The 19039-nt window shown below is 69.3% G+C and carries 20 protein-coding genes and 1 tRNA gene; 9 read left to right on the top strand and 12 right to left on the bottom strand.

Annotated features, from left to right (window positions below; all coding sequences use genetic code 11):
* Window positions 1-118: 118 nt before the first annotated feature.
* A tRNA-His gene (locus ACOZ32_RS02720) sits at window positions 119-191 on the bottom strand.
* A 96-nt stretch (window positions 192-287) separates the two neighbouring features.
* Between ACOZ32_RS02720 and ACOZ32_RS02715 the strand changes: the two genes are divergently transcribed.
* The gene (locus tag ACOZ32_RS02715) at window positions 288-740 is read left to right on the top strand and encodes a DUF5814 domain-containing protein (protein ID WP_136361551.1); all 453 of its coding nucleotides are present in this window, start codon (window positions 288-290) and stop codon (window positions 738-740) included.
* Window positions 741-752: 12 nt separating this feature from the next.
* On the opposite strand, the gene ACOZ32_RS02710 is transcribed toward ACOZ32_RS02715, so the two are convergent.
* The 3 genes from ACOZ32_RS02710 to ACOZ32_RS02700 are packed head-to-tail and all read right to left on the bottom strand — an operon-like array spanning window position 753 to window position 2708.
* Complete coding sequence (locus ACOZ32_RS02710; protein ID WP_010903601.1) at window positions 753-1157, bottom strand: ribbon-helix-helix protein, CopG family; 405 nt, start codon at window positions 1155-1157, stop codon at window positions 753-755.
* Between the two features lie 44 nt (window positions 1158-1201).
* Window positions 1202-1774, bottom strand: a complete 573-nt coding sequence (locus ACOZ32_RS02705; protein ID WP_010903600.1) for an RPA family protein — start codon at window positions 1772-1774, stop codon at window positions 1202-1204.
* A gap of 1 nt (window position 1775) precedes the next feature.
* Window positions 1776-2708 (bottom strand): replication protein A, encoded by a 933-nt coding sequence (locus ACOZ32_RS02700; RefSeq protein WP_012289447.1) that lies wholly within the window; start codon window positions 2706-2708, stop codon window positions 1776-1778.
* 175 nt (window positions 2709-2883) lie between these two features.
* Here ACOZ32_RS02700 and ACOZ32_RS02695 point away from each other — a divergent pair, with 175 nt between their 5' ends.
* Entirely contained in the window at window positions 2884-3879 is a 996-nt protein-coding gene (locus ACOZ32_RS02695; protein ID WP_205251123.1) for a mannose-1-phosphate guanylyltransferase, read from the top strand.
* A gap of 10 nt (window positions 3880-3889) precedes the next feature.
* On the opposite strand, the gene ACOZ32_RS02690 is transcribed toward ACOZ32_RS02695, so the two are convergent.
* Both ACOZ32_RS02690 and ACOZ32_RS02685 read right to left on the bottom strand, forming a co-directional pair.
* Window positions 3890-4675 carry an SDR family oxidoreductase gene (locus ACOZ32_RS02690; RefSeq protein WP_205251122.1) on the bottom strand — a complete coding sequence of 262 codons (786 nt, stop codon included), beginning with the start codon at window positions 4673-4675 and terminating at the stop codon, window positions 3890-3892.
* A 48-nt stretch (window positions 4676-4723) separates the two neighbouring features.
* Window positions 4724-5173, bottom strand: a complete 450-nt coding sequence (locus ACOZ32_RS02685; protein WP_285271458.1) for a TRAM domain-containing protein — start codon at window positions 5171-5173, stop codon at window positions 4724-4726.
* A gap of 120 nt (window positions 5174-5293) precedes the next feature.
* Between ACOZ32_RS02685 and ACOZ32_RS02680 the strand changes: the two genes are divergently transcribed.
* Window positions 5294-7015 (top strand): flippase activity-associated protein Agl23, encoded by a 1722-nt coding sequence (locus ACOZ32_RS02680; RefSeq protein ID WP_285271457.1) that lies wholly within the window; start codon window positions 5294-5296, stop codon window positions 7013-7015.
* A 53-nt stretch (window positions 7016-7068) separates the two neighbouring features.
* On the opposite strand, the gene ACOZ32_RS02675 is transcribed toward ACOZ32_RS02680, so the two are convergent.
* Complete coding sequence (locus ACOZ32_RS02675; protein ID WP_012289444.1) at window positions 7069-8064, bottom strand: radical SAM protein; 996 nt, start codon at window positions 8062-8064, stop codon at window positions 7069-7071.
* 124 nt (window positions 8065-8188) lie between these two features.
* Here ACOZ32_RS02675 and ACOZ32_RS02670 point away from each other — a divergent pair, with 124 nt between their 5' ends.
* The gene (locus ACOZ32_RS02670; RefSeq protein ID WP_010903593.1) at window positions 8189-9274 is read left to right on the top strand and encodes a DUF373 family protein; all 1086 of its coding nucleotides are present in this window, start codon (window positions 8189-8191) and stop codon (window positions 9272-9274) included.
* A 1-nt stretch (window position 9275) separates the two neighbouring features.
* On the opposite strand, the gene ACOZ32_RS02665 is transcribed toward ACOZ32_RS02670, so the two are convergent.
* Window positions 9276-10178 (bottom strand): polyprenyl synthetase family protein, encoded by a 903-nt coding sequence (locus ACOZ32_RS02665; RefSeq protein ID WP_205251120.1) that lies wholly within the window; start codon window positions 10176-10178, stop codon window positions 9276-9278.
* A 131-nt stretch (window positions 10179-10309) separates the two neighbouring features.
* Here ACOZ32_RS02665 and ACOZ32_RS02660 point away from each other — a divergent pair, with 131 nt between their 5' ends.
* Window positions 10310-10960: a YbhB/YbcL family Raf kinase inhibitor-like protein gene (locus ACOZ32_RS02660; RefSeq protein ID WP_205251119.1), complete on the top strand. Its 651-nt coding sequence runs from the start codon at window positions 10310-10312 to the stop codon at window positions 10958-10960.
* Window positions 10961-10983: 23 nt separating this feature from the next.
* On the opposite strand, the gene ACOZ32_RS02655 is transcribed toward ACOZ32_RS02660, so the two are convergent.
* The 3 genes from ACOZ32_RS02655 to ACOZ32_RS02645 all read right to left on the bottom strand — a co-directional run bounded on the left by ACOZ32_RS02655 (window position 10984) and on the right by ACOZ32_RS02645 (window position 13982).
* Window positions 10984-11952, bottom strand: a complete 969-nt coding sequence (locus tag ACOZ32_RS02655; protein ID WP_205251118.1) for an electron transfer flavoprotein subunit alpha/FixB family protein — start codon at window positions 11950-11952, stop codon at window positions 10984-10986.
* A complete protein-coding gene (locus tag ACOZ32_RS02650; RefSeq protein WP_205251117.1) occupies window positions 11949-12749 on the bottom strand; it encodes an electron transfer flavoprotein subunit beta/FixA family protein in 801 nt (266 codons plus the stop codon). Before ACOZ32_RS02650 ends, ACOZ32_RS02655 begins: the two co-directional genes overlap by 4 nt.
* Window positions 12750-12818: 69 nt before the next feature.
* The gene (locus ACOZ32_RS02645) at window positions 12819-13982 is read right to left on the bottom strand and encodes a helix-turn-helix transcriptional regulator (RefSeq protein ID WP_424334904.1); all 1164 of its coding nucleotides are present in this window, start codon (window positions 13980-13982) and stop codon (window positions 12819-12821) included.
* Between the two features lie 103 nt (window positions 13983-14085).
* On the opposite strand from ACOZ32_RS02645, the gene ACOZ32_RS02640 reads away from it, so the two are divergent.
* Window positions 14086-15321 (top strand): DUF7094 domain-containing protein, encoded by a 1236-nt coding sequence (locus ACOZ32_RS02640; protein ID WP_424334903.1) that lies wholly within the window; start codon window positions 14086-14088, stop codon window positions 15319-15321.
* Between the two features lie 44 nt (window positions 15322-15365).
* Window positions 15366-15827, top strand: coding sequence for a hypothetical protein (locus tag ACOZ32_RS02635; RefSeq protein ID WP_012289443.1), 462 nt, complete (start codon window positions 15366-15368; stop codon window positions 15825-15827).
* Here ACOZ32_RS02635 and ACOZ32_RS02630 read toward each other — a convergent pair.
* Window positions 15824-16453, bottom strand: a complete 630-nt coding sequence (locus ACOZ32_RS02630; RefSeq protein ID WP_012289442.1) for a methyltransferase domain-containing protein — start codon at window positions 16451-16453, stop codon at window positions 15824-15826. The two genes, ACOZ32_RS02635 and ACOZ32_RS02630, sit on opposite strands and share 4 nt — an antisense overlap.
* A gap of 101 nt (window positions 16454-16554) precedes the next feature.
* On the opposite strand from ACOZ32_RS02630, the gene ahaH reads away from it, so the two are divergent.
* Together ahaH and ACOZ32_RS02620 are read left to right on the top strand one after the other, a co-directional pair.
* Entirely contained in the window at window positions 16555-16887 is a 333-nt protein-coding gene (gene ahaH, locus ACOZ32_RS02625; RefSeq protein ID WP_010903585.1) for an ATP synthase archaeal subunit H, read from the top strand.
* The gene (locus tag ACOZ32_RS02620) at window positions 16874-19036 is read left to right on the top strand and encodes a V-type ATP synthase subunit I (protein ID WP_205251114.1); all 2163 of its coding nucleotides are present in this window, start codon (window positions 16874-16876) and stop codon (window positions 19034-19036) included. Before ahaH ends, ACOZ32_RS02620 begins: the two co-directional genes overlap by 14 nt.
* Window positions 19037-19039 lie beyond the last annotated feature (3 nt).

Here is a 19039-nt window from a genome sequence, read left to right as displayed (position 1 = left end):
GGGCCAGACGGGAGCATTGAACCAGCGCCAGCGGTCACCCTCGCTGTGCTCGGGTGCCGTGACCGGCAGCGCTCGCCGGGACGGACCTCCCGCTTCGCACTTCGGTCGTCGCGAAAAGGTCCAGGGGCGAGAATCGAACCCGCGTCTCAGCCTCCACAAGGCTGAAGGATAGTCCACTACCCTACCCCGGACACTGCATCCTGTCGTAGCGTGCTCGCAGACAAATACGTTACGACCTCGGGCAGACGATACGCTTTTCCACTAACCCGCCGTATCACGGGGTGACTGTGGCCATCACGGACAAAATCTACGTCAAGAACCACCGCCAGATCGCCTCCCAGCTCGACACCCGATTCCCCAAGTCGGCGTTCAGCGGCGCGACCCTCGACATCCTGTTCACGGGGGATCTCTCGGCGCTGAACGACGCCACCCGTGACACCGTCCTGGAGTTCGCCGAGGACTTCCTGGACTGCGACTGCGACTCGAACCCCTACTGTGGCCACCCCGAGGAGAAGTTCGTCGAGTACCTGCTGGACCTCCGCGCGCAGGGCCTCGACCCGGAGTCGATGGTGGACGTGATGACCGACGACTACATGGTGTACGCCTACCCCGGCGACCTCTACTCGTTCCTCGACGACGCCATCCGCACCCTGGAAGCCGTCGAAGAGCTCGCCGACGTGGACGGCCGCCCAGAGGAGGCCGACCGCGCCAGCCGGAAGAAGCGCGAACTCAGTCGGTAGCGCCGCTGCCGCCTACCCGAGCTGGTAGGGTTCGTCGTCGTCATCCAGTTCCTCCAACTTGACCACGTCACCGATCTCGTCTTCGCTGTCGGTCTGACTCCGGAGGTGGTCGATGTACGCCTTCTGCTCGTCCAGCTGCTCGCGGAGGTGTTCGGCTTCCAGTTCGAGGCGCTCGTGTTCGCGCACGAAGCTCTTCGACACCTCGACGGTCGGCGGGAAGTCGTCGTCGTCGCCGTCTCGCGCTCTCGTGCTGTCCTCGGGCACGACCCGGACCTTCCCGTCGTGGGTCACAAGCGAGTCAACGTAATCACGGAACACCGCCGACAGGGAGATGTTGCGCTCCTCGGCGATCTCGCTGAGCGCGTCAAACGCCTCCTCGTTCACCCGGAACGAGATGGTCTTGTTCTTGTTCCCCATGTACCGGACAGTCGCGCCCGGAGCAGCTTAAGCGTTTGTCGCCCTCACTCCGGCGCGTCGAACTCCGCCAGCGCGTCGACGACCGCCTGCCGGTACGCCGAGGTATCCGCGCCGTACTCGGCGCGGGCGCGCTCGGCGTACTCGTTGCCCTCCTCGTTGAAGGCCTCGATGCGGTCGAGCGTGCGCTCGGCGGCCTCGACCACCCAGCGGTCACGAACGCTCTCCTCGACCATCGTGATCGACTCCGGCCGCAGGGAGACGTTCACGGACCCGTCGTCGGTCTCGTAGGTCCGTGGCTTCCCGACCACGGCGACGTACGTCGGCGTCTCGGCGTCCCGCAGTGCCGCCGCCGCTTCCGGCTGGTACTGGCCCGCGTAGACGAAAAACGTCCCCGTCGGGTCGACGACGCGGCCCCGCCAGTACTCCGCGTCCTCGCCGATGTCCTCGGTCTCGGTGAGCGTCCCGGTGACGAACACGCGGTTCGCGCGCTCGCCGGTCGGGAGCAACGCGTACAGCGGCGCGCGCTCGTCGTCGGACTCCTTGAACGTGAACGTGGCGTCGTTGAACTCGGCTGCGAAGACGCGGCGTGCGACTTCTCGGGTGGGTGCGCCGCTCATTTCAGATCGACCTCGCGCGGATCAGCACGGATTCAGTGTCCGGCCGGGTGGTAAGCAACTCGGTGTCGTTGGCGAGCACGTACCGACCGAACGTCGGCCCCGTCACCCGATAGTACTTCCCGAGGATCGTGGCGCGCATCTCGTCGGCAACGACGGTCGTGTCGAGGGCGTCTTTGGCCATCTGCTTGGCCTCCTCTAGGCCGATGCCAGTGAGGGCTTCCGTGGCCTCCTCGTCGAAGATGACCTCGTGGACGTCGGTGCCGTCGTCGAGCACCCCCTTGATGCGGAGGTCGAACTCCCCGTCGCCTTCGCCGTGCTCGTTGCAACGGCCGTTCTGGAGGACGCGCGTGCAGTCCTCCTCGGGGCAGCGCTTGATCAGCCCGCTGCCGGACTGTACGTCCACGAGCGCGCCCGCGACCTCGTCCTCGTTGTCGCCGACCTCGAACTCCTCGTCGACCGCCTCGATGGACGTTGTCTTGTTCAGCTTCACCGAGTATCGGCCCTGGTACTCGTCGGTGACGACGTTCCCGAGGCGATAGACTTGGCCCTCGTCGAGGGTTTCGAGGTCCGACTTCGCCCACTTCGTGAACTTGATCGTGCCGGTCGGGTCGCCCAGCAGGCCGACCTGCCCGACGGAGTCCGAGCGGGGCTCCCACAGTTCCACGACTTTCGCCGTGATGTCCACCCACTGCTCGGCCTCGTCGACGTCCTCGACTTCGACGGTGTCGTTGCCGCCACCGCCGGCGAGGTCGTCGCGGTCGAGGCCGGCCTCGTCGAGGTAGTGGTTCTCGACGCTGCGGCGGGCCTCGTCGACCGGGACTTTGTACTCAGAAACCAGTTTCTCCAGCCGTGCTTCCACGTCGTCGACGGTCGCGTCGACGTGCTCCGAGAGGTCGTCGTGGACCTCCTGAGCCGTGTCTGAAAGGTCGCTCATGGTCGTGTATCCGTCTCCGCGTGTGTTTCGATGGGAGACGTATCGGTGTTTGCTCCCAACCCCCTTTAAATCTCCGCACCCGGGGTGAACGCGGTCGCTCGCCCCCCGGAGACAGGCATTTGGGCCGCGGCGTCGAACCCGCCGGCATGCACTCCACCCTCCGGGTGAGCGCGCCGTGACACACACTGTCGCTGCCGTCCTGCTCGCCGGCGGCACCGGCACCCGGCTGTATCCCGCGAGCCGCAGCCACCGCCCCAAGCAGCTGCTCGCGCTCGGCGATGACGACCGCAGCCTGCTCCGCCGGACCGCAGACCGCGCGGCCTTCGCCGACGACCTGCTGGCGGTCACCCGCGAGGCGTACGCGGACCGCGTCCGCGACGAGGTCCCCGAGGCCACCGTCCTCGTGGAGCCGGCGGGCAAGGACACGGGGCCGGCGCTCGCGTACGCCGCCAGCGAGGTGCGGGCGCGGTTCGGCGAGGACGCCGTCATGCTCTGTCTGCCCAGCGACCACGTCGTCGGCGACGGCTTCCAGGAGACGGCTGAGACCGCCGTCGATGTCGCCGCCCGCACCGACGGCCTCGTCACGATCGGCGTTGAGCCGGACCGCCCGGCCACCGGCTACGGGTATATCGAACCCGGCGACGACCACGGCGACCACCGCGGGGTCGCGGTCTTCCGCGAGAAGCCGGACGCCGAGACTGCCAGCCGGCTCGTCGACCGCGGCTGTCTCTGGAACGCCGGGATGTTCGCGTGGACGCCCACGGCCTTCCTCGACGCCGCCCGCAGCGGCCCACTCGACCCCCTCGTGGACGCCCTCGCAACGGACGCCGATCCGGCCACCGCCTTCGAGCGCGTCGACCCCGTGAGCGTCGACTACGCCGTCCTCGAACGCGCCGCCGACGTGCGCGTCGTCCCCGCCGCCTTCGACTGGGACGACCTCGGTGCGTGGAACGCCCTCGGCCGCCTGCTCGACGGCGAGAACGCCGTGCTCGGCGACGCCACCACCATCGACGCCACCGGGAACGTGCTCGCAAGCGACGACAAACACGTCTCGGTCGTCGGCGTCGACGACCTCGTGGTCGCGGCCTACGACGACCGCGTGCTCGTCGTCCCGAGAGCGGACGCCCAGCGCGTCCGCGAGGTGGTTGCGGCCCTCGACGCCCCGTTTTGAGCGCCGGCCACTACCCCCACAGCCGGCCGCCGTCGACGGGCACGCTGGCACCGGTCACGAAGCTCGCGCGGTCGCTGGCGAGAAACGCCACCACGTCGCCGAGCTCACTCGGCTCCCCGAGCCGATCCAAGGGGACCTCCTCGCTCCACCCCGCCAGCCCCGCCTCGTAGCTGTCAGCCTCCCCGCGCGCAACGGCCGCCGACACCAACTCCTCGATGCGCGCGGTCTCGTGTGGCCCCGGCTGGACGACGTTCGCGCGCACGTCCGGTGCCCACTCGCGGGCGACGGTCTTCGCCAGCCCGACGACACCACGCCGCACCGCGTTCGACAACACCAACCCCTCGATCGGCTCGCTCACGCTGGTCGAGGTGATACACGTCACGGTGCCGCCGTCGCCCGCCACCAGGTGCTCGTGGGCGGCGTCAAGCGTCCGCACGACACTCATCACGAGCAACTCGAAGGCGTCCGTCCAGTCGTCGTCGGTGACCGCGGTGAACTGCCCGCTGGGCACGCCGCCGGCGGATGTGACGACGTGATCGAGGCCGCCGAACGTCTCGACGGCTGTCTCTACCACTGCCGTAACGTCCGCCCCGTCGGTGATGTCCGCAGGGACCCCACGCACCGAGCCGGCGGCGTCCGCGCCGATCTCCTCGGCCGCCGCCACAACGCGCTCTTCGTCGCGCGAACACACCACCACGTCGGCCCCCTCGCGCGCCAGCGCCGCCGCACTCGCCTTTCCAAGCCCGCTCGACGACGCCGTCACAACCGCCACGTCCCCATCGAGTCCGAGTTCCATACCGACGCCTTCGCACCGCACCGGGGAAGCTGCTTCGCAGCCGCCCCGTCAGCTCCCCCAGAAGTTGTCCCGGCTGCCCAACCGCTCGCGGTCGTCGTGCCCGCCGTCGTCGGCGTCCTCGTCGTCGCCCCCCGCCGCGTCGTCGTCGGCGTCCGCCGGCTCGTCGGGGAGCTTCTCGATCAACTCCGCACGCGCGTAGTTGGGCTTCACCGTCGACACCTCGGCTTTCACGCGGGCCGGCGGCAACACGCCGTCGACCATCACGATGAACCCCGACTCCTCCTGGCGGCCAACGCCAGCCCCGCTCTCGTGCATGTCGTCCACCTCGATGACGACCTCCTCGCCGGGCACCACGGGCGCGGTCTGCAGGTCCTCGATCGGCTGGCTGTAATGCTGGCACCACTCCATCCCGCCGCGGTCGCCGTAATGCTGGCACCCCATTCCCTCGATCTGTTCCTGGAAGCTGGGGCACTCGTCGGCGATGGGGCAGTCGGCCATACTCCCTACTGGTGGCGGCCGCTCTAAAAGCATTCCCTCTGCATTACTCTCACCAGCCCCGACGCCTCCAATCACCCATCCATCACAAGGGATTTACTAACACCGGCGGTCTGTCGGCCCGTGACGATCCGCGACGCCCTCTCGGTCCACCGCGTACCGAGTGCACTCCTCTCGGTCACCGTCATCGGCCTTGTCGCCCGCCTGCTGGCGCTCGGCGACCGCGTCTTCTACTACGACGAAGCATGGTTCGGCTACTGGGTCCTCCGCGGCATGGAACACGGCGCCTGGGAGTACCGCCCCATCCTCCACGGGCCGCTGTTCGCGCGCGTCAACTCGCTGGTTTTCGGCGTGGTCGGCGCAACCGACGCCACCGCACGCCTCGTCGTCGCGCTCACGGGCGCGCTGCTCCCGCTTGCGGCGTGGCTGTTCCGCACCCGCCTCCGCGACGCCGAACTCATCGCGCTCGGCGTCGCCCTCGCGTGCAACCCCGTGCTCGTCTACTACTCGCGGTTCATGCGCAAAGACCTCCCGCTGGCGGCGTGCATGCTGCTCACGCTCGGTCTCCTCGCTCGCGCGTCCGACACCCGCCGACCGCGCTACCTCTACGCCAGCGCCGTCACGCTCGGGGTCGCGTTCGCCACGAAGGAGAGCGTCCTCCTCTGGATGGTGACGTGGCTCGGGGCGAGCGTGCTCGTGCTCGATCGCCACCTCCTGCGCGCCCGCGACACCGACGGCGACGCTCTCGGGGCCCTCCGATCGCTGCTCCGCCGTGCCGTCGCGGGCGCACGCGACTGGTGGCACCACGGCGTTCTCGCGGCCGCCGTCTTCCTCAGTGTCGTCGTGTACTTCTACGCCCCCCGTGGCGGCCCCGGCCAGGAGATCGGGCTCTGGCGCGCCCTCACCGGTGACTTCGCCACCCTCCCCGCCGTCGTCGGCGAGGCCACCCTGGGATCGCTGCACAAGGCCATCGACTACTGGGCAACGGGGAGCATCCAGCGCCACGCCTACCTCCCGTACTTCACGGACACCGCTGACACCGTCATCGCGGGCGCGTCCGGGGTCGCCGCGTTCGCCGTCGTGGGGTTCCTCTGGGATCGCTACGCCGGCGCCCACCCCCGGGGGCTGGTTGCGTTCAACTTCTACTGTGGGGTCGCCGCACTCGTCGGGTACCCCCTCGCGAACAACTTCCCGGTTCCGTGGTCGACGGTCCACGCCATCGTGCCGCTGACCGTTCCCGCGGCCGTCGGCGCCGCCGTCGTCTACCGCTGGGGCCGCAGCCGTCTTCCCGCCCGCGAACCCACGATCCTCAGCGAACACACCCCGATGCACGCCGTCCGAGCAGTGCTCGCCGCAGCCGTCCTCCTGTCGGCTGTCGCCGCCGGCGGCGCAACCCTGACCGAGACGAGCTACCAGGCCCCCCACGAGAGCCCGCGAGGGGACCCCGGCAGCGACGTGATCTACTACGCACAAGCGCCCGCGGACCTCCGCACGGTCGTCACCGACATCGAACGCGCGGCCGCCAGCAGTGGCTCGGACACGGACGTCCTCTACGTCGGCGCCCCCCTCGCGATGACCGAATCACGCGTCGACCGCCCGCCGGCAACCGGCGCGTGGCACGCCCGCATGCCGCTCCCCTGGTACACTGAATCCCTGGACGCAGACGTCGCAAGCGTCGACGACCCCACGGCGGTCGGTGACACCCCGCCGCCCGTCGTGATCACGACCCCGGCGCTGGAATCACAGGTCGGGGCCGCCATCGGTGCTGGCTACGAGCGCGAGACACACGCTCTCGACGACATCGGCGACCGCACTGTTGTGGTGTTCACCGCCACCACGGAGTAACCTGGCTGCTGGCACGCGCCCCGTACACGGTGTTCGTGACGCAAAAACCGCGGCTACGCCAGCGGCGTCCGCTCGACGACCTGCCCGTCGTAGGTCGGATACTGCTCGACGATCTCCCCGTCGTCGATGTCGCCGTCGTCGATCATCTCTTCGAGGAGCCACCACGCCACCTCGACGTGGTCGGACTTCACGGTGTAGTACTCCTCGGGAACGCCCAACTCGCGGATGCGGCCCGCGCCGACCGTGGTCTTCCCGTAGACGAGCGTGCCGTCGTCGGTGATCTCGTCGAACTCCCGGCGGACGTTGCGCGCCATGCGCTTGAGCCGCGAGCGGTGCTGGGCGGCGTCCTTGAACACGCTCGTACAGAAGTACACCTGCTCGTGGTCGGCCATCTCCGAGAGGATGGCGTCCTTCGAGCCGTCGACGGCGCTCATGTGGCCCTCCTGGAGCTCGTAGCCCGCCTCCTGCATGCGCTCGTAGTTCCCGTCGCTCATCTCGAACTCGTTGATGTTACAGAAGTCCGCCGCGCCCTCGTCGAGGAACTCCAGGAACTCGTCCTCGGCCCGAATCCCGGGGATCTCGAAGGCGGGGGTCAGTCCCTCCTCGCGGGCGATGTAGAGGATTTCCTCCCACTCGGTGCCGTGCATATCCCCCCACAGCTCGTAGGGCGGATGGAAGCGGATCTCGTCGAGGCCCGCCTCGCTCAGCCGACGCATGTTCTCGCGGCCGCCCGTGATCCCCGTGTAGAGGTGCGTGTGGTGGTCCTCGCCGAACTCGTCTTTCAGCAGGCGCAGATACCGACAGGTGCGGTCGAGCACTTCCTGGGGCTCCCCGCCCGTGATCGAGGTGCCAAGCGCGTCCATCAGCTTCGCCTCGCTGATGATGTCCTCGTCGTCCTCGACGGGGCGCTCGTTGGCGTACACCTGCTGGACGTTCTTCCGGTTCTCGCCGAGCGGACAGTAGAAACAGTCACGCTGGTCACAGTACCCATACACGAAGAGGACCATCTTTCCCCCTTCCGCGCACTGCTCGCAGCCCTTTGAGATCATCTGGTGACACATCAGTACCGCGTGAAGCCTCAAAAACCGTGCGGAACGCAACCGCCACCGGTGTTTCTGTGAGCGCTGCCTCCCCCCGAAGACAAATATGGGGGGGTCGCATACCACCGCCTAGATGTTGTTGGTCCTGTGCGTGGACCTCGACGACGACCTCGGCCGGAAAACGGGCGTCCCGACACCTGTCGTCGGGCGCAACGACGTCGAGCACGCCGCCGTCTCGCTGGCCGAAGCCGACCCCGAGGACAGCGACGTGAACGTGCTCTTCGAGGGCGTCCACCTCCACGACCGGTACAGCGACGACGAGGACGTCGTGGTGGCGGCGGTCACCGGCGTCGACCGCGGGGACGTGGCCGCCAACCGCGCAGTCGGCCGGGAAGTCGACGAAGTCCTGGCGTCGCTGTCGCCCACCGACCCCGTGCGCGCCGTCGTCGTCACCGACGGCGCGCAGGACGAATCAGTGGTGCCGGTGATCCGCTCGCGGGTCCCCATCGAGGCGCTCAAACGCGTCGTCGTCCGGCAAGCCCAGGACTTGGAGTCGATGTACTATACGCTCAAGCAGGTGATGAACGATCCCGAGACGCGGGGCACGATCCTGGTTCCGCTGGGCATCCTGTTGTTGATCTACCCGCTGGCGGTGCTGGCCGACGTGCTCGGGCTCCCCGGCGCGGTGCTCGGGGTGTCGTCGGCTGCCGTCGGCCTCTACGCCCTGTTCCGCGGGCTCGGCCTCGAACGCGTCGCCGACGACGCCGTCAACCGCCTCCGTGACGGCCTCTACACCGGCCGCGTCACACTCATCACGTACGTCGTCGCGGCCGCGCTGCTCGTCATCGGCGGCGTCGAAGGCGCCGCACGACTGGACGCGGTGCGCGCACACGCCGACGGCGCGCTCGCCCCAAGCACCGTCGTCGCCGCCCTCACCTACGGCGCAGTCCGGTGGTTCGCTGCCGCCGGTCTCACGACCAGCCTCGGCCAGGTCACCGACGAATACCTCGCCGACCGGTTCCGCTGGCGGTATCTGAACGCGCCGTTCTACGTGCTCTCGATCGCCGCCGTTCTGTACACGCTGTCGGGGTTCTTCCTGGAGTACGTCACGCTCACCGAACTCGCCGCGGTGCTCACGGCCGGCACGCTGGTGAGCGTGCTGTCGACGCTGGCGCTCGCGGTCGTCGAATCGTGGCGCGCCACCCCCGAGGGGTCCTGAGCTACGCGTCCCGCTCGACGACGAACTCCGCGAGATACTGCAAGTAGTCTTTGGCCTCGCCGTCCGGCAGCTCCAGCTCCGCCAGCGCCCCCAGCGCGCGCTCGGACTGCTCGCCCGCCAACCGGTTCAACGCGTCCGGCGACCGGTCCGTGACCTGCACGATGCTGGGGCGGTCCAAGGCCTCGTCGACCCCCGCGGGCTTTCCCAGCGCGTCGCTGTCCGCGGTCGCGTCCAGCACGTCGTCCCGGATCTGGAACGCCACGCCGACGCGCTCGGCGTACTCGCCGAAGCGCTCGACGGCCCGCCCGTCGGCGTCCGCTGCGATCGCGCCCAGCTCCGCCGCCGCGCGGAACAGCGCTCCGGTCTTCCGACGCGCGAGTTCCATGTACTCGCGCTCGGTCTCCGGCCGGGCCACGAGCTCGATGGCCTCCCCCTCGCCGAGCTCCACCAGCGAATCGGTCACACACTCCATCGCGCGCGGGTCACGCGAGAACAGCGCGAACGCCTCCCCCAGCAGGCCGTCGGACGCGACGATCCCCGGTCCGTAGCCGTACTCCGCCCACGCGCTCGCCGAGCCCCGGCGCAGCTCCGACCGATCGATGATGTCGTCGACGACCAGCGAGGCGTTGTGCACCAACTCGACGCCGACGGCGTAATCGAGTGCGTCCTCCCCGCCGGCCGACAGCGTCGCGTTCTCCCGGACCGCGGCGGCTTCGTCGGCCCCCGTCCAGACGGCACCGCCGGCGGCCTCACACACGAGCACCGTGAGCGTCGGTCGGACGCGCTTGCCGCCGGCCAACACGACGTGTTCGAGTTGGTCGCCGAGCTCCGTCGGCTCGACACCGCCGACCGCCTCGGTGATGCGCTGCTCGATGGCGGCCCGGCGCGCCTCCACGTACTCCATCACCACTCAGTCGGGGTTTCCCGGGCAAGTACCTGACGGCATCCCACGGCGAACAGCCGCCACCGGGCGGTTTCCACCAGTCTGCCCGCACACCCCGGTAGTTATACCGCCCGCGGTCGCACGACCCGCACATGCGCGGCCAACCCGTTCACCGCCGGTCAGTCCTCGCGCTCGTGGGTGGCGGTGCCGTGTCCGCACTCGCCGGCTGCACCGACACCACCGACGGCGACGCCACGACAACCACACCCGAACCGACGCCCCGATCGGAGGCACAACCGACGCCCACGGCCACCGACGACATCCCGATCGCGGGCCCATCGCCCGATTTCGGCGGGCTCGGACTGGCGAGCAGCGCCTTCGCCGACGGCGCGGCTATCCCCGACCGGTACACCCGCAGCGGCGCGGACGTGAACCCGCCGCTGTCGATCGCCGGCGTCCCCGAGGACGCCGCCACGCTCGTGCTGGTCGTCGACGACCCGGACGCCGTCGACCCCGCTGGCGAGGTGTGGCTGCATTGGCTGGTGTGGAACATCCCCGCCTCCAGAACCCGGATCCCGGCCGCCTGGACGCCCACGGAGCCAACGGTCGGCACCAACGACTTCGGTGAGCGCGACTACGGCGGCCCGGCACCCCCCGACGACACCCACCTCTACCGGTTCAAACTGTACGCCCTCGACACCACCCTCATACTCCCCCAGGACGCCACCGAGCGGACCGTCGGCAACGCCGTGCGCGGCCACGTGCTCGCGGCGACCCAGCTGGTCGGGTCACACGCGCCGTAACTGCGTGCCGCTCGCGTCCGCGCTCAGACGCTCGGCGCTTCGCCGCCGAACTCCTCGATGAGCGCCGGGACGACGTCGAAGAGGTCGCCGACGATGCCGTAGTCGGCGATGTCGAAGATCGGTGCGTTCGGGTCCGTGTTCACCGCGATGATGGTGTCCGCGCCCTTCATCCCGGCGACGTGCTGGACGGCCCCGGAGATGCCGACCGCGAGGTAGACGTCCGGCGTCACCTGCTTGCCGGACTGCCCGACCTGGCGGTTTTTCGCCAGCCAGCCGTTGTCCACGATGGGCCGCGACGAGGACAGCGTCGCACCCGTCGTCTCGGCCAGCGCCTCGATCAACGCGATGTTCTCCTCCTCCTCGATGCCGCGCCCGACGGACACGAGGAACTCCGCGTCCGCGATGTCGACGTCGCCGCCGCCGACCTCCTCGAAGCCGTTCACCGTGGCCCCGATGGCGTCCTCGTCGATGTCGGCGTCGAACGTCGAGATCTCGGCGTCGCCGACGCCCTCGGCGGCCGGCCACTCCGCGCCCCGGATGGAGACGACGTACGGGCCGTCGCTCACTTCCACCGTGGTCTCGACTTTCGAGCCGTACATCTCCCGCGTGACCTCCAGGGTGTCGCCGTGATCCAGGCCGATGGCGTCCGAGACGTACGTGCGTCCCGTCCGGGTCGCCACCGCGGGCGCGTAGTCCAGCCCGTTCACGCTGTTCGGCGTGAGCACGACCGCCGCGTCGAGATCGCCGGCCAGCGCCGCCACGGCCTGCACGTAGACGTCGTGGTTGAACTCCGCGCCGTGCTCGACGGCGTGGACGTGATCGACGCCCGCCCGGTTCAACTCGTCGGCGAACCCGTCGGTGTCCCCGGACACCACCGCGGCGTGAAGCTCGGTGTCCATCGCGTCCGCCAGCTCCCGGCCCGCGGTCAGCAACTCGAAGCTCACGCCCCGCAGCTCGCCCCGGCGGTGATCGGCGACGGCGAGCACGCTCATTCGCCGACCACCCCCGCGTCGCGGAGCACGTCAGCCACGCCACTGGCCTGTTCGCCGGCGTCGCCCTCGATGTACTCGGCGTCGCTCTCGGTCTCGGGCTCGTACATCGCGGTGATGTCGAGGCTGGACGCAACGACGTCCGCGTCCAGCCCGAGGTCGTCGAGGCTCTTCGGCGCGATCTCCTTGGACTGCGCCTGCCGGATGCCACGCAGGCTCGCGTACCGCGGCTCGTTGATCCCCGTCTGGATGGTGAGCACCGCCGGCAGCTCCACGTCGGTGAGCTCCTCGACGCCGCCCTCCAGTTCGCGGCGCACCGACGCCACGCCCTCGTCGAGCACGCCCGCGGTGTCGAGGTCGTTCACGACCGCCGCCCACTGGACGCCGAGCGTCTCGGCCAGCGCGATCCCGGTCGCGCCGAAGCTGTCGTCGTTGGCCTGCACCCCGGAAAACACCAGCTCGGGGTCTTCGTCCTCGACGACGGCCGCCAGCAGCCGGGCCTTCGTCTCCACGTCGAGCAGCTCGGTCTCCTCGATGGCGTCGTCCCAGACCCGGACCGCGCGGTCCGCGCCCTTCGCCAGCGCCATCCGGATCGTCTCCTCGGCGCGCTCCGGGCCGATGGTGACCGCGACGACCTCGACGTCGTCGCCGGCCTCAGCCAGCTGGACGGCCTCCTCGACGGCGTAGTCGTCCCACTCGTTGAGGTCGTAATCCAGGTACGTACTCTCGATCTCCGTTCCCGAGATCTCGAAGTCGTCCTCGACGGCAGCCACCTCCTTGACGGTGACGAGAACCTTCATCACCCGAGAAATCGAGCCCCCTGTACGTAAACGTTTTCGGAACCGTACGCCCGGTGTTGGGGGTTGTCCTCACTCCGTCTCGTCGTGTTCGCCGGCCAGCGTGTCGCTGTCGACGCCCTCGCCGGGCAGCGAGATCAGGTTCTCGCGGCCGATCCGCAGCTTCTCCACGCGGCCGTCCTCGTCCATCCCGGACAACACCTGCGAGACCTTCGCCGTCGACCACCGCGTTTCCTCCACGATCCGGGACTGCTTCATCCGCCCGCCGTTGTCCGTGAGCAGCCGCTCGACGCGCTCCTCGTCGCTCAACAGCTCCGGGTCGATGCGCTCGTCCTCGCGTTCGGCCGCGCTGTCGCCGCCGCCGTCATCGGGCTCCGGATCGTCGGCTGTCGGCGCGGGCGACTCACCGCCATCGCCGGCGTCGACCGCCGGTCCCGTGGCCCCCTCGCTGTCGTCACCGCCGGTGCCCGGCAGCGTCAGCGTCGAGCGGCTGTACGCCCACGCGGTCACGCCCGCCGCCCCCAGAACGACCGCCGCCGCCCCCACAGTCGTCGCCGGGATCCCCGTCCCCGACAGGCCCGGCGACGGCACGAACACCAGCGACGGCTCGTCGGCCGCAAACGCTTGGCCGCCCTCCCACTGGTACGCTCCCCCGACGACGTTCGTGTTCGGGGATACGTCGTCAGCCTGGTAGTTCTCCGGTGGGCGAACCCGCAACTGCTGCCCGGCACGCAGGTCACCGAACCACGACCCGGAGAACGCGTCGACGGTTATGGTCTCGTTGTCGACCGCCGCGAAGTTCGTCCACGTGAACCGCAGCGTGAGCACACCCGTCTCGTTCCCGTCGTGCTCGACGATCCGGGACGCCCGGCGGACGTCCGTGACCGACATCTCACGGCCGACACGCGCGCTCGCCCCGGGCACAGCCGCCTTGAACGTCTCCGCGGAGAACCCAGGGGAGGTCTCACCGGCCTCGAACGCCGTCGAAACCCGGTCGAACGCCACTGACCCGTTGCCGTCCCCCAGCGGGTAGGTCGCGGACACGTTCCAGTGTGCATCCCCGGTGTCCGTGACCTCCACCGTGATATCGACCGTGCTCTGTGGGCCGCTACCGGTGGCTGCCGGCATCGCCGTGGTCTCGGCTGTCGGCGCGGGCCCGTGCCCACTGCCCCCGGCTCCAACCGGGACCGCGACCAGACACGCCAGCGCGACCAGGAGGAGGAGGGCCTGCCGCATACACCGTTCGTGGTCGACGCTCGGGCAAAGTCCTTTCTATCCCACGGGTCGGCACTGCGAGCGCTCCACATCGTTTTTGACGGCCCTCCGCAAACCATGGGGCATGTCCCGCGCTCCCCTCGCCGTCGCCGCCCTCGTGGTTGTCGCCACCGCCATGGCGGCGACCGGGCTCGCCGCCCCGGGACCGCCCACCGCCTCACAGCAGTCCCCCGCGGTCGGCCCCTCCCCCGACACGACGCGCGTCCTCCGGCTCACCAGCGCCGACGCCGCCGCCTTCGGGACGCCCGCCCTCTCGGTCACCGGCACGCTCGCCGCGGGTGCCACCGGCATCTCCACAGCCTACCGCCTCGAACGCCTCGACACCGCGCTGTCCGTCGCCAACACGGACGCCGAGCGCCGCGCGCGCATCCGCACCGAACTCGACTGGGCGACGAACCGAACGACCGCGCTCGTCCAGCGCGAACGCGACGCCAGGGACGCCTACGCCGCCGGCACCATCACCACAACCGAGTTCCTCACCATCGTCGGCTCCGTTCACGCGGCCGCCACACGCATCGAAGGGTTCCTCGGCGGTCCCGACGACAACCGCGCGCTGTACACGCTCGCGGACTCCTACAGCAACCTCACCACGCGGATCAGCCAGGTCAACACCCGCCTCCAGACCGTTCAGGGCCCGGTCCGCGAGCGCCTGGCTGCCGTCGTCGACGGTGACCGTGACGCCGTCCGCGTCCACGTCACCGTCGGCGACGGGGTCATGCTTGCCACCCGCGACGGCGATACCTACGTCCGCGAGACGGTCGTCCCGGGCAACCTCGACGCCGCCACGACCGCCGACTACGGCGACCCCATCGCGCTCATCGGTGCCACCTACCCGTGGACGAAAAACCACTCCCGTGGTGTCTCGTACTCGCTGCTCGGCCAGTACGCCGTCCTGTTCTCCGCGAGCCACGACCACGGCGAGCTGTCGCTGTACTACGACCCCTCCACGACCCACGTCTTCGTGGAGCGCCAAACCCGCCGCCTCCCACAGACGCCCGCCTCGTACACCACCGTGAACGCCACCGACACGACCACGCTCAGCGTTTCGGAGCCGTACGCCGGCGGCCCGGTGAACGTGCGCGTCGAAACCGCGACCGGCACGCCGGTCGACGCGTCGATCAGCGTCGACGGCAGGGCCGTCGGCGCGACCGGCGACAGCGGCGACCGCTGGTTCGTCAGCCCCGCCGGCGAGTACACCGTCGCGGCGACGGTCGGCGGCGACAGGGTCACGACGACCGTCACTGCGGACCCACACCCGCCCGCTCCCGGCGGGAACACAACCACCACGCTGCCCCGGTAGACACCCCCGAACGTTCTTACCGGAGGCCCCAGCCACCTGGCCGTGTGCCGCGTGGCTCCGCCCCCGTCGTGGCCGTGGTGGCCGTCGTTGCGATCACGGTCCTGGCCGGGGCCGCCGTGTTCGCTGTCGCGCCGTCGGTGACGACACCCCCGCCGCCACAGCGCGGCGTCAGCGTTTCGGCCGCCGCCGACGGCACTGTCGCCGTGACACTGCTTTCCGGGCCGCCGATCGACCCGGCGGCGGTGTCACTGCGGGTTCGCGTGGCCGGCACCGACCTCGCCCACCAGCCCCCCGTGCCGTTTTTCTCCGCCACCGGCTTCTACAGCGGGCCGACCGGCGCGTTCAACGCCGCCAGCGCCGGCCGCTGGCGTGTCGGCACCACCACGACGCTCGTGATCGCCCCGACGAACGATCCACTGCCGGCGGCCGGCGACCCGGTCCGCGTCACGCTGGCCGTCCGCGGCCACGTCGTCGCTGTCGCCGACACCACGGCAACGCCGGCCTAGTCGTCGGCCGCCGGTGCGCGCGCCACGGTCACGATCGCCGGCGGGCTGTTTGGCTCCTTCCGGAGCACGCGGTGCTGGATCTCCTCGTAGCCCGCCTCCCGGAACATCCGGTCGGCCTCGTCCTCGTCGTAGAACAGCATGATGGCGTCCGCGAGCTTCCGGAAGACCGTTGAGGCGGGGTAGTCCGGCCCCACGACGAGCACCTGGCTGCCGGGTTTGGCGACGCGCCGCAGCTCCCGCAACCCCTGCACGGGGTGTGGCCAGTACTCGATGGACCCCGACGACCACACCACGTCGAAGCTGTCGGGCTTGAACGGCAGGCGCTCGGCGTCCCCGAAGTGAAACGCCACCGGATCGTGTTTCCCGAACTTCTCCCAGGCCTTCGTGAGCTGGTGGGGGCTCTGATCGAGGCCGTAGACGTGCTCCGTGTGCTTCAACAGCCCCTCCGTGCCGAACCCCGTGCCACAGCCCACGTCGAGCACGCGATCCTCGGCGTCGATGTCAAGCATCGACAGCGCCTCCGCGCGCATTTCCTCGGTCCAAATGAACGTGTTGACGCGGTCGTACACCTTCGAGAGGTACTTGTAAAACGTGCGGGCCCGCGCCTTGTCTTCGAGGACTCCCATCGACCGACTGTTGGCCTGAACACGCATAATAGCTTCCGATGGCCCAGGGACTTCGCAACTACCATATAGCACGTCCGCTAACCCCCACCTGGTTAGAGCGTATGCCAAGGCCAGAGGTTCTCGAAGACATCAAATCGGCAGAGTCAGACGCCGACGACATCGTGGCCGAGGCCGAGGAGGACCGCGAGCAGCGGCTCTCTGACGCCCGCACCCGGGCCGACGAAATCCGCGCCGACGCGGAGGACGCGGCCCGCGAACTGAAAGACGAACAGCTCTCCGACGCACGAGAACAGATCGACTCCGAGCGCGACGCCGTGCTCGCGGACGGCGAGTCCGATCGCGAGGCGCTGCTCGCCGACGCCGACGCCAACGAGGACGACGCCGTGGCGTTCGCGCTCGACCGGTTCATGGAGGCGGTACATGCTCAGACCTGAGCAGATGAGCAAGGTCTCGGTGGCGGGGTCCACACACGTGTTGACGCCCGTCATCGAAGCGGTCCACGACGCCGAGTTGGTCCACCTCTCGGACTACGACGGTGGCATCGACGGGTTCGACAACGGCGACCCGATGACGGGAGCCGACGAGGCCGCCGAGAAGCTGGTGACCGTGCGGTCGCTGAAGTCCCTCCTCGACGTTTCCGAGGGGGACGCGGGTCCGACACGCATCGTCACCGACGACGCTCTCGACACCGAACTCGAATCCATCCGCGTCGAAGCCACCGATCTCGACGACCGCCGCAGCGAGCTCACCGACGATCTCCGGGCGGTCACCGAGCGCATCGACGCCGCCGAACCGTTCGCCGACCTCGGCATCGACCTCGATCTGCTGTCGGGGTACGACTCCCTGCAGGTCGCGGTCGGCACCGGCGACCAGTCCGCCATCGACGCGGCGCTCGCGGCGTCCGAACGCGTCACCGCCTTCGAGACGTTCAGCGGGACGGAGACCATCGGCGTCTTCGCCCATTCGGCCGACGACGCGGCACTGGACGACGCCCTCGTCGGCGTTCCGTTCACGCGCCTTGAGGTCCCCGACGCGGACGGAAGCCCCGAGCAGTACGTCTCGGAGCTTCGCGAACGGCGCGACACGATCCAGGCCGAGATCGAGGACGTCGACGACGAACTGGCCGCGTTCCGGGACGAGCACGCCGGCTTCCTGCTGGCGGCCGAGGAGCGCCTCGCCATCGACGTCCAGAAGTCCGAAGCACCGCTGCAGTTCGCCAGCACCAGCCACGCGTTCGTCGCGGAAGGCTGGCTGCCGACCAGCGAGTACGACGCGTTCACCGACGCCATCGAGTCGGCCGTCGGCGACCACGTACTCGTCGAGGAGCTCGAACGCGCTGACTACGAGCCGACGGGCCACGACCAGCACGTGCCCGCCGACGACGGCGCGGACGCCGCCACTGACGGCGGTACCACCGCGTCGTTCGACGAAACCGACAGCCCGCCGGTCATCCAAGACAACCCCGGGCCGGTGTCGTCGTTCGAATCGCTCACCGAAGTCATCAATCGCCCGCAGTACACCGAGATCGACCCCACGGTCGTCCTGTTCCTGACGTTCCCTGCGTTCTACGGGTTCATGATCGGCGACCTCGGGTACGGGGTCCTGTACGCGCTCCTCGGGTTCTGGCTGTCCCGCAGCTTCGACAGCGAGATGATCTCGAAGCTCGGCGGCGTCGCCATGTGGGCTGGCGGGTTCACGGCGCTGTTCGGCGTGCTGTACGGTGAGGTGTTCGGCCTGCATCTGGTCACCGAATACCTCTGGCACGGCGCGCTCGGACTCGCCGACGCGCCCCTCAAGAAGGGCCTGCACGTCAGCGCGTTCGCCGAACTCTGGCTCGCGGCGAGCCTGGTGTTCGGGATCGCGCACCTCGCCATCGGCTACGTGTTCGGCTTCGTCAACGAATCGCGCTCCCACGGCCTGAAAGACGCCGCCCTGGAGAGCGGCGGCCAGCTGTTGTTGATGGCCGGCGTCGGCGTGTGGCTGTTCAGCACGCATATGCAGTCCGGCGGCGGCCCCCGCCCCGAACTGCTGTACAGCGTCGTTGCGCTGCCGCCGATCGTCGGCAAGGCGGGCCTGGCGGCTGCAGTCGTCGGGCTCGTGTTGGTCACCCTCGGCGAGGGCGCCGCCGGGTTCCTCGAGAGCCCGACGTACGCGCTCGTCAACACCGTCTCGTACACCCGAATCGCCGCCGTGCTGCTCGCGAAAGCCGGCATGGCGTACGTCGTGAACCTGCTCGTATTCGGCGCGTACGAAACCCACCTCGAACACCCCGAGACGATCGACTACATGTTCGGGCTGTTCTCCACGACCATCGAGCATGAGACACACTTCATGCTGTTCAGCGGCGAGGCCCACGGGGAAGTGCTGTTCCCCGGCCTGATGCATATGGGTGCGGCCGGCATCCTGATCGGCGTGTTGGTCCTGCTTGTTGGCCACGCGCTGGTGCTCGCGCTTGGCGTCACATCCGCGGGCTTACAGGCGCTGCGCCTCGAATACGTGGAATTCTTTAACAAGTTTTATGAAGGCGGTGGAGAGAAGTACAACCCGTTCGGTTACACACGAAACTACACCACTGAGGATTAAGTA

The sequence above is a fragment of the Halobacterium sp. MBLA0001 genome, from assembly GCF_049705385.1.
Lineage (GTDB): Archaea > Halobacteriota > Halobacteria > Halobacteriales > Halobacteriaceae > Halobacterium > Halobacterium salinarum.
The sequence above is the reverse complement of the archived record's forward strand: the minus strand, read 5'-3'. Positions and strand labels throughout refer to the sequence as shown.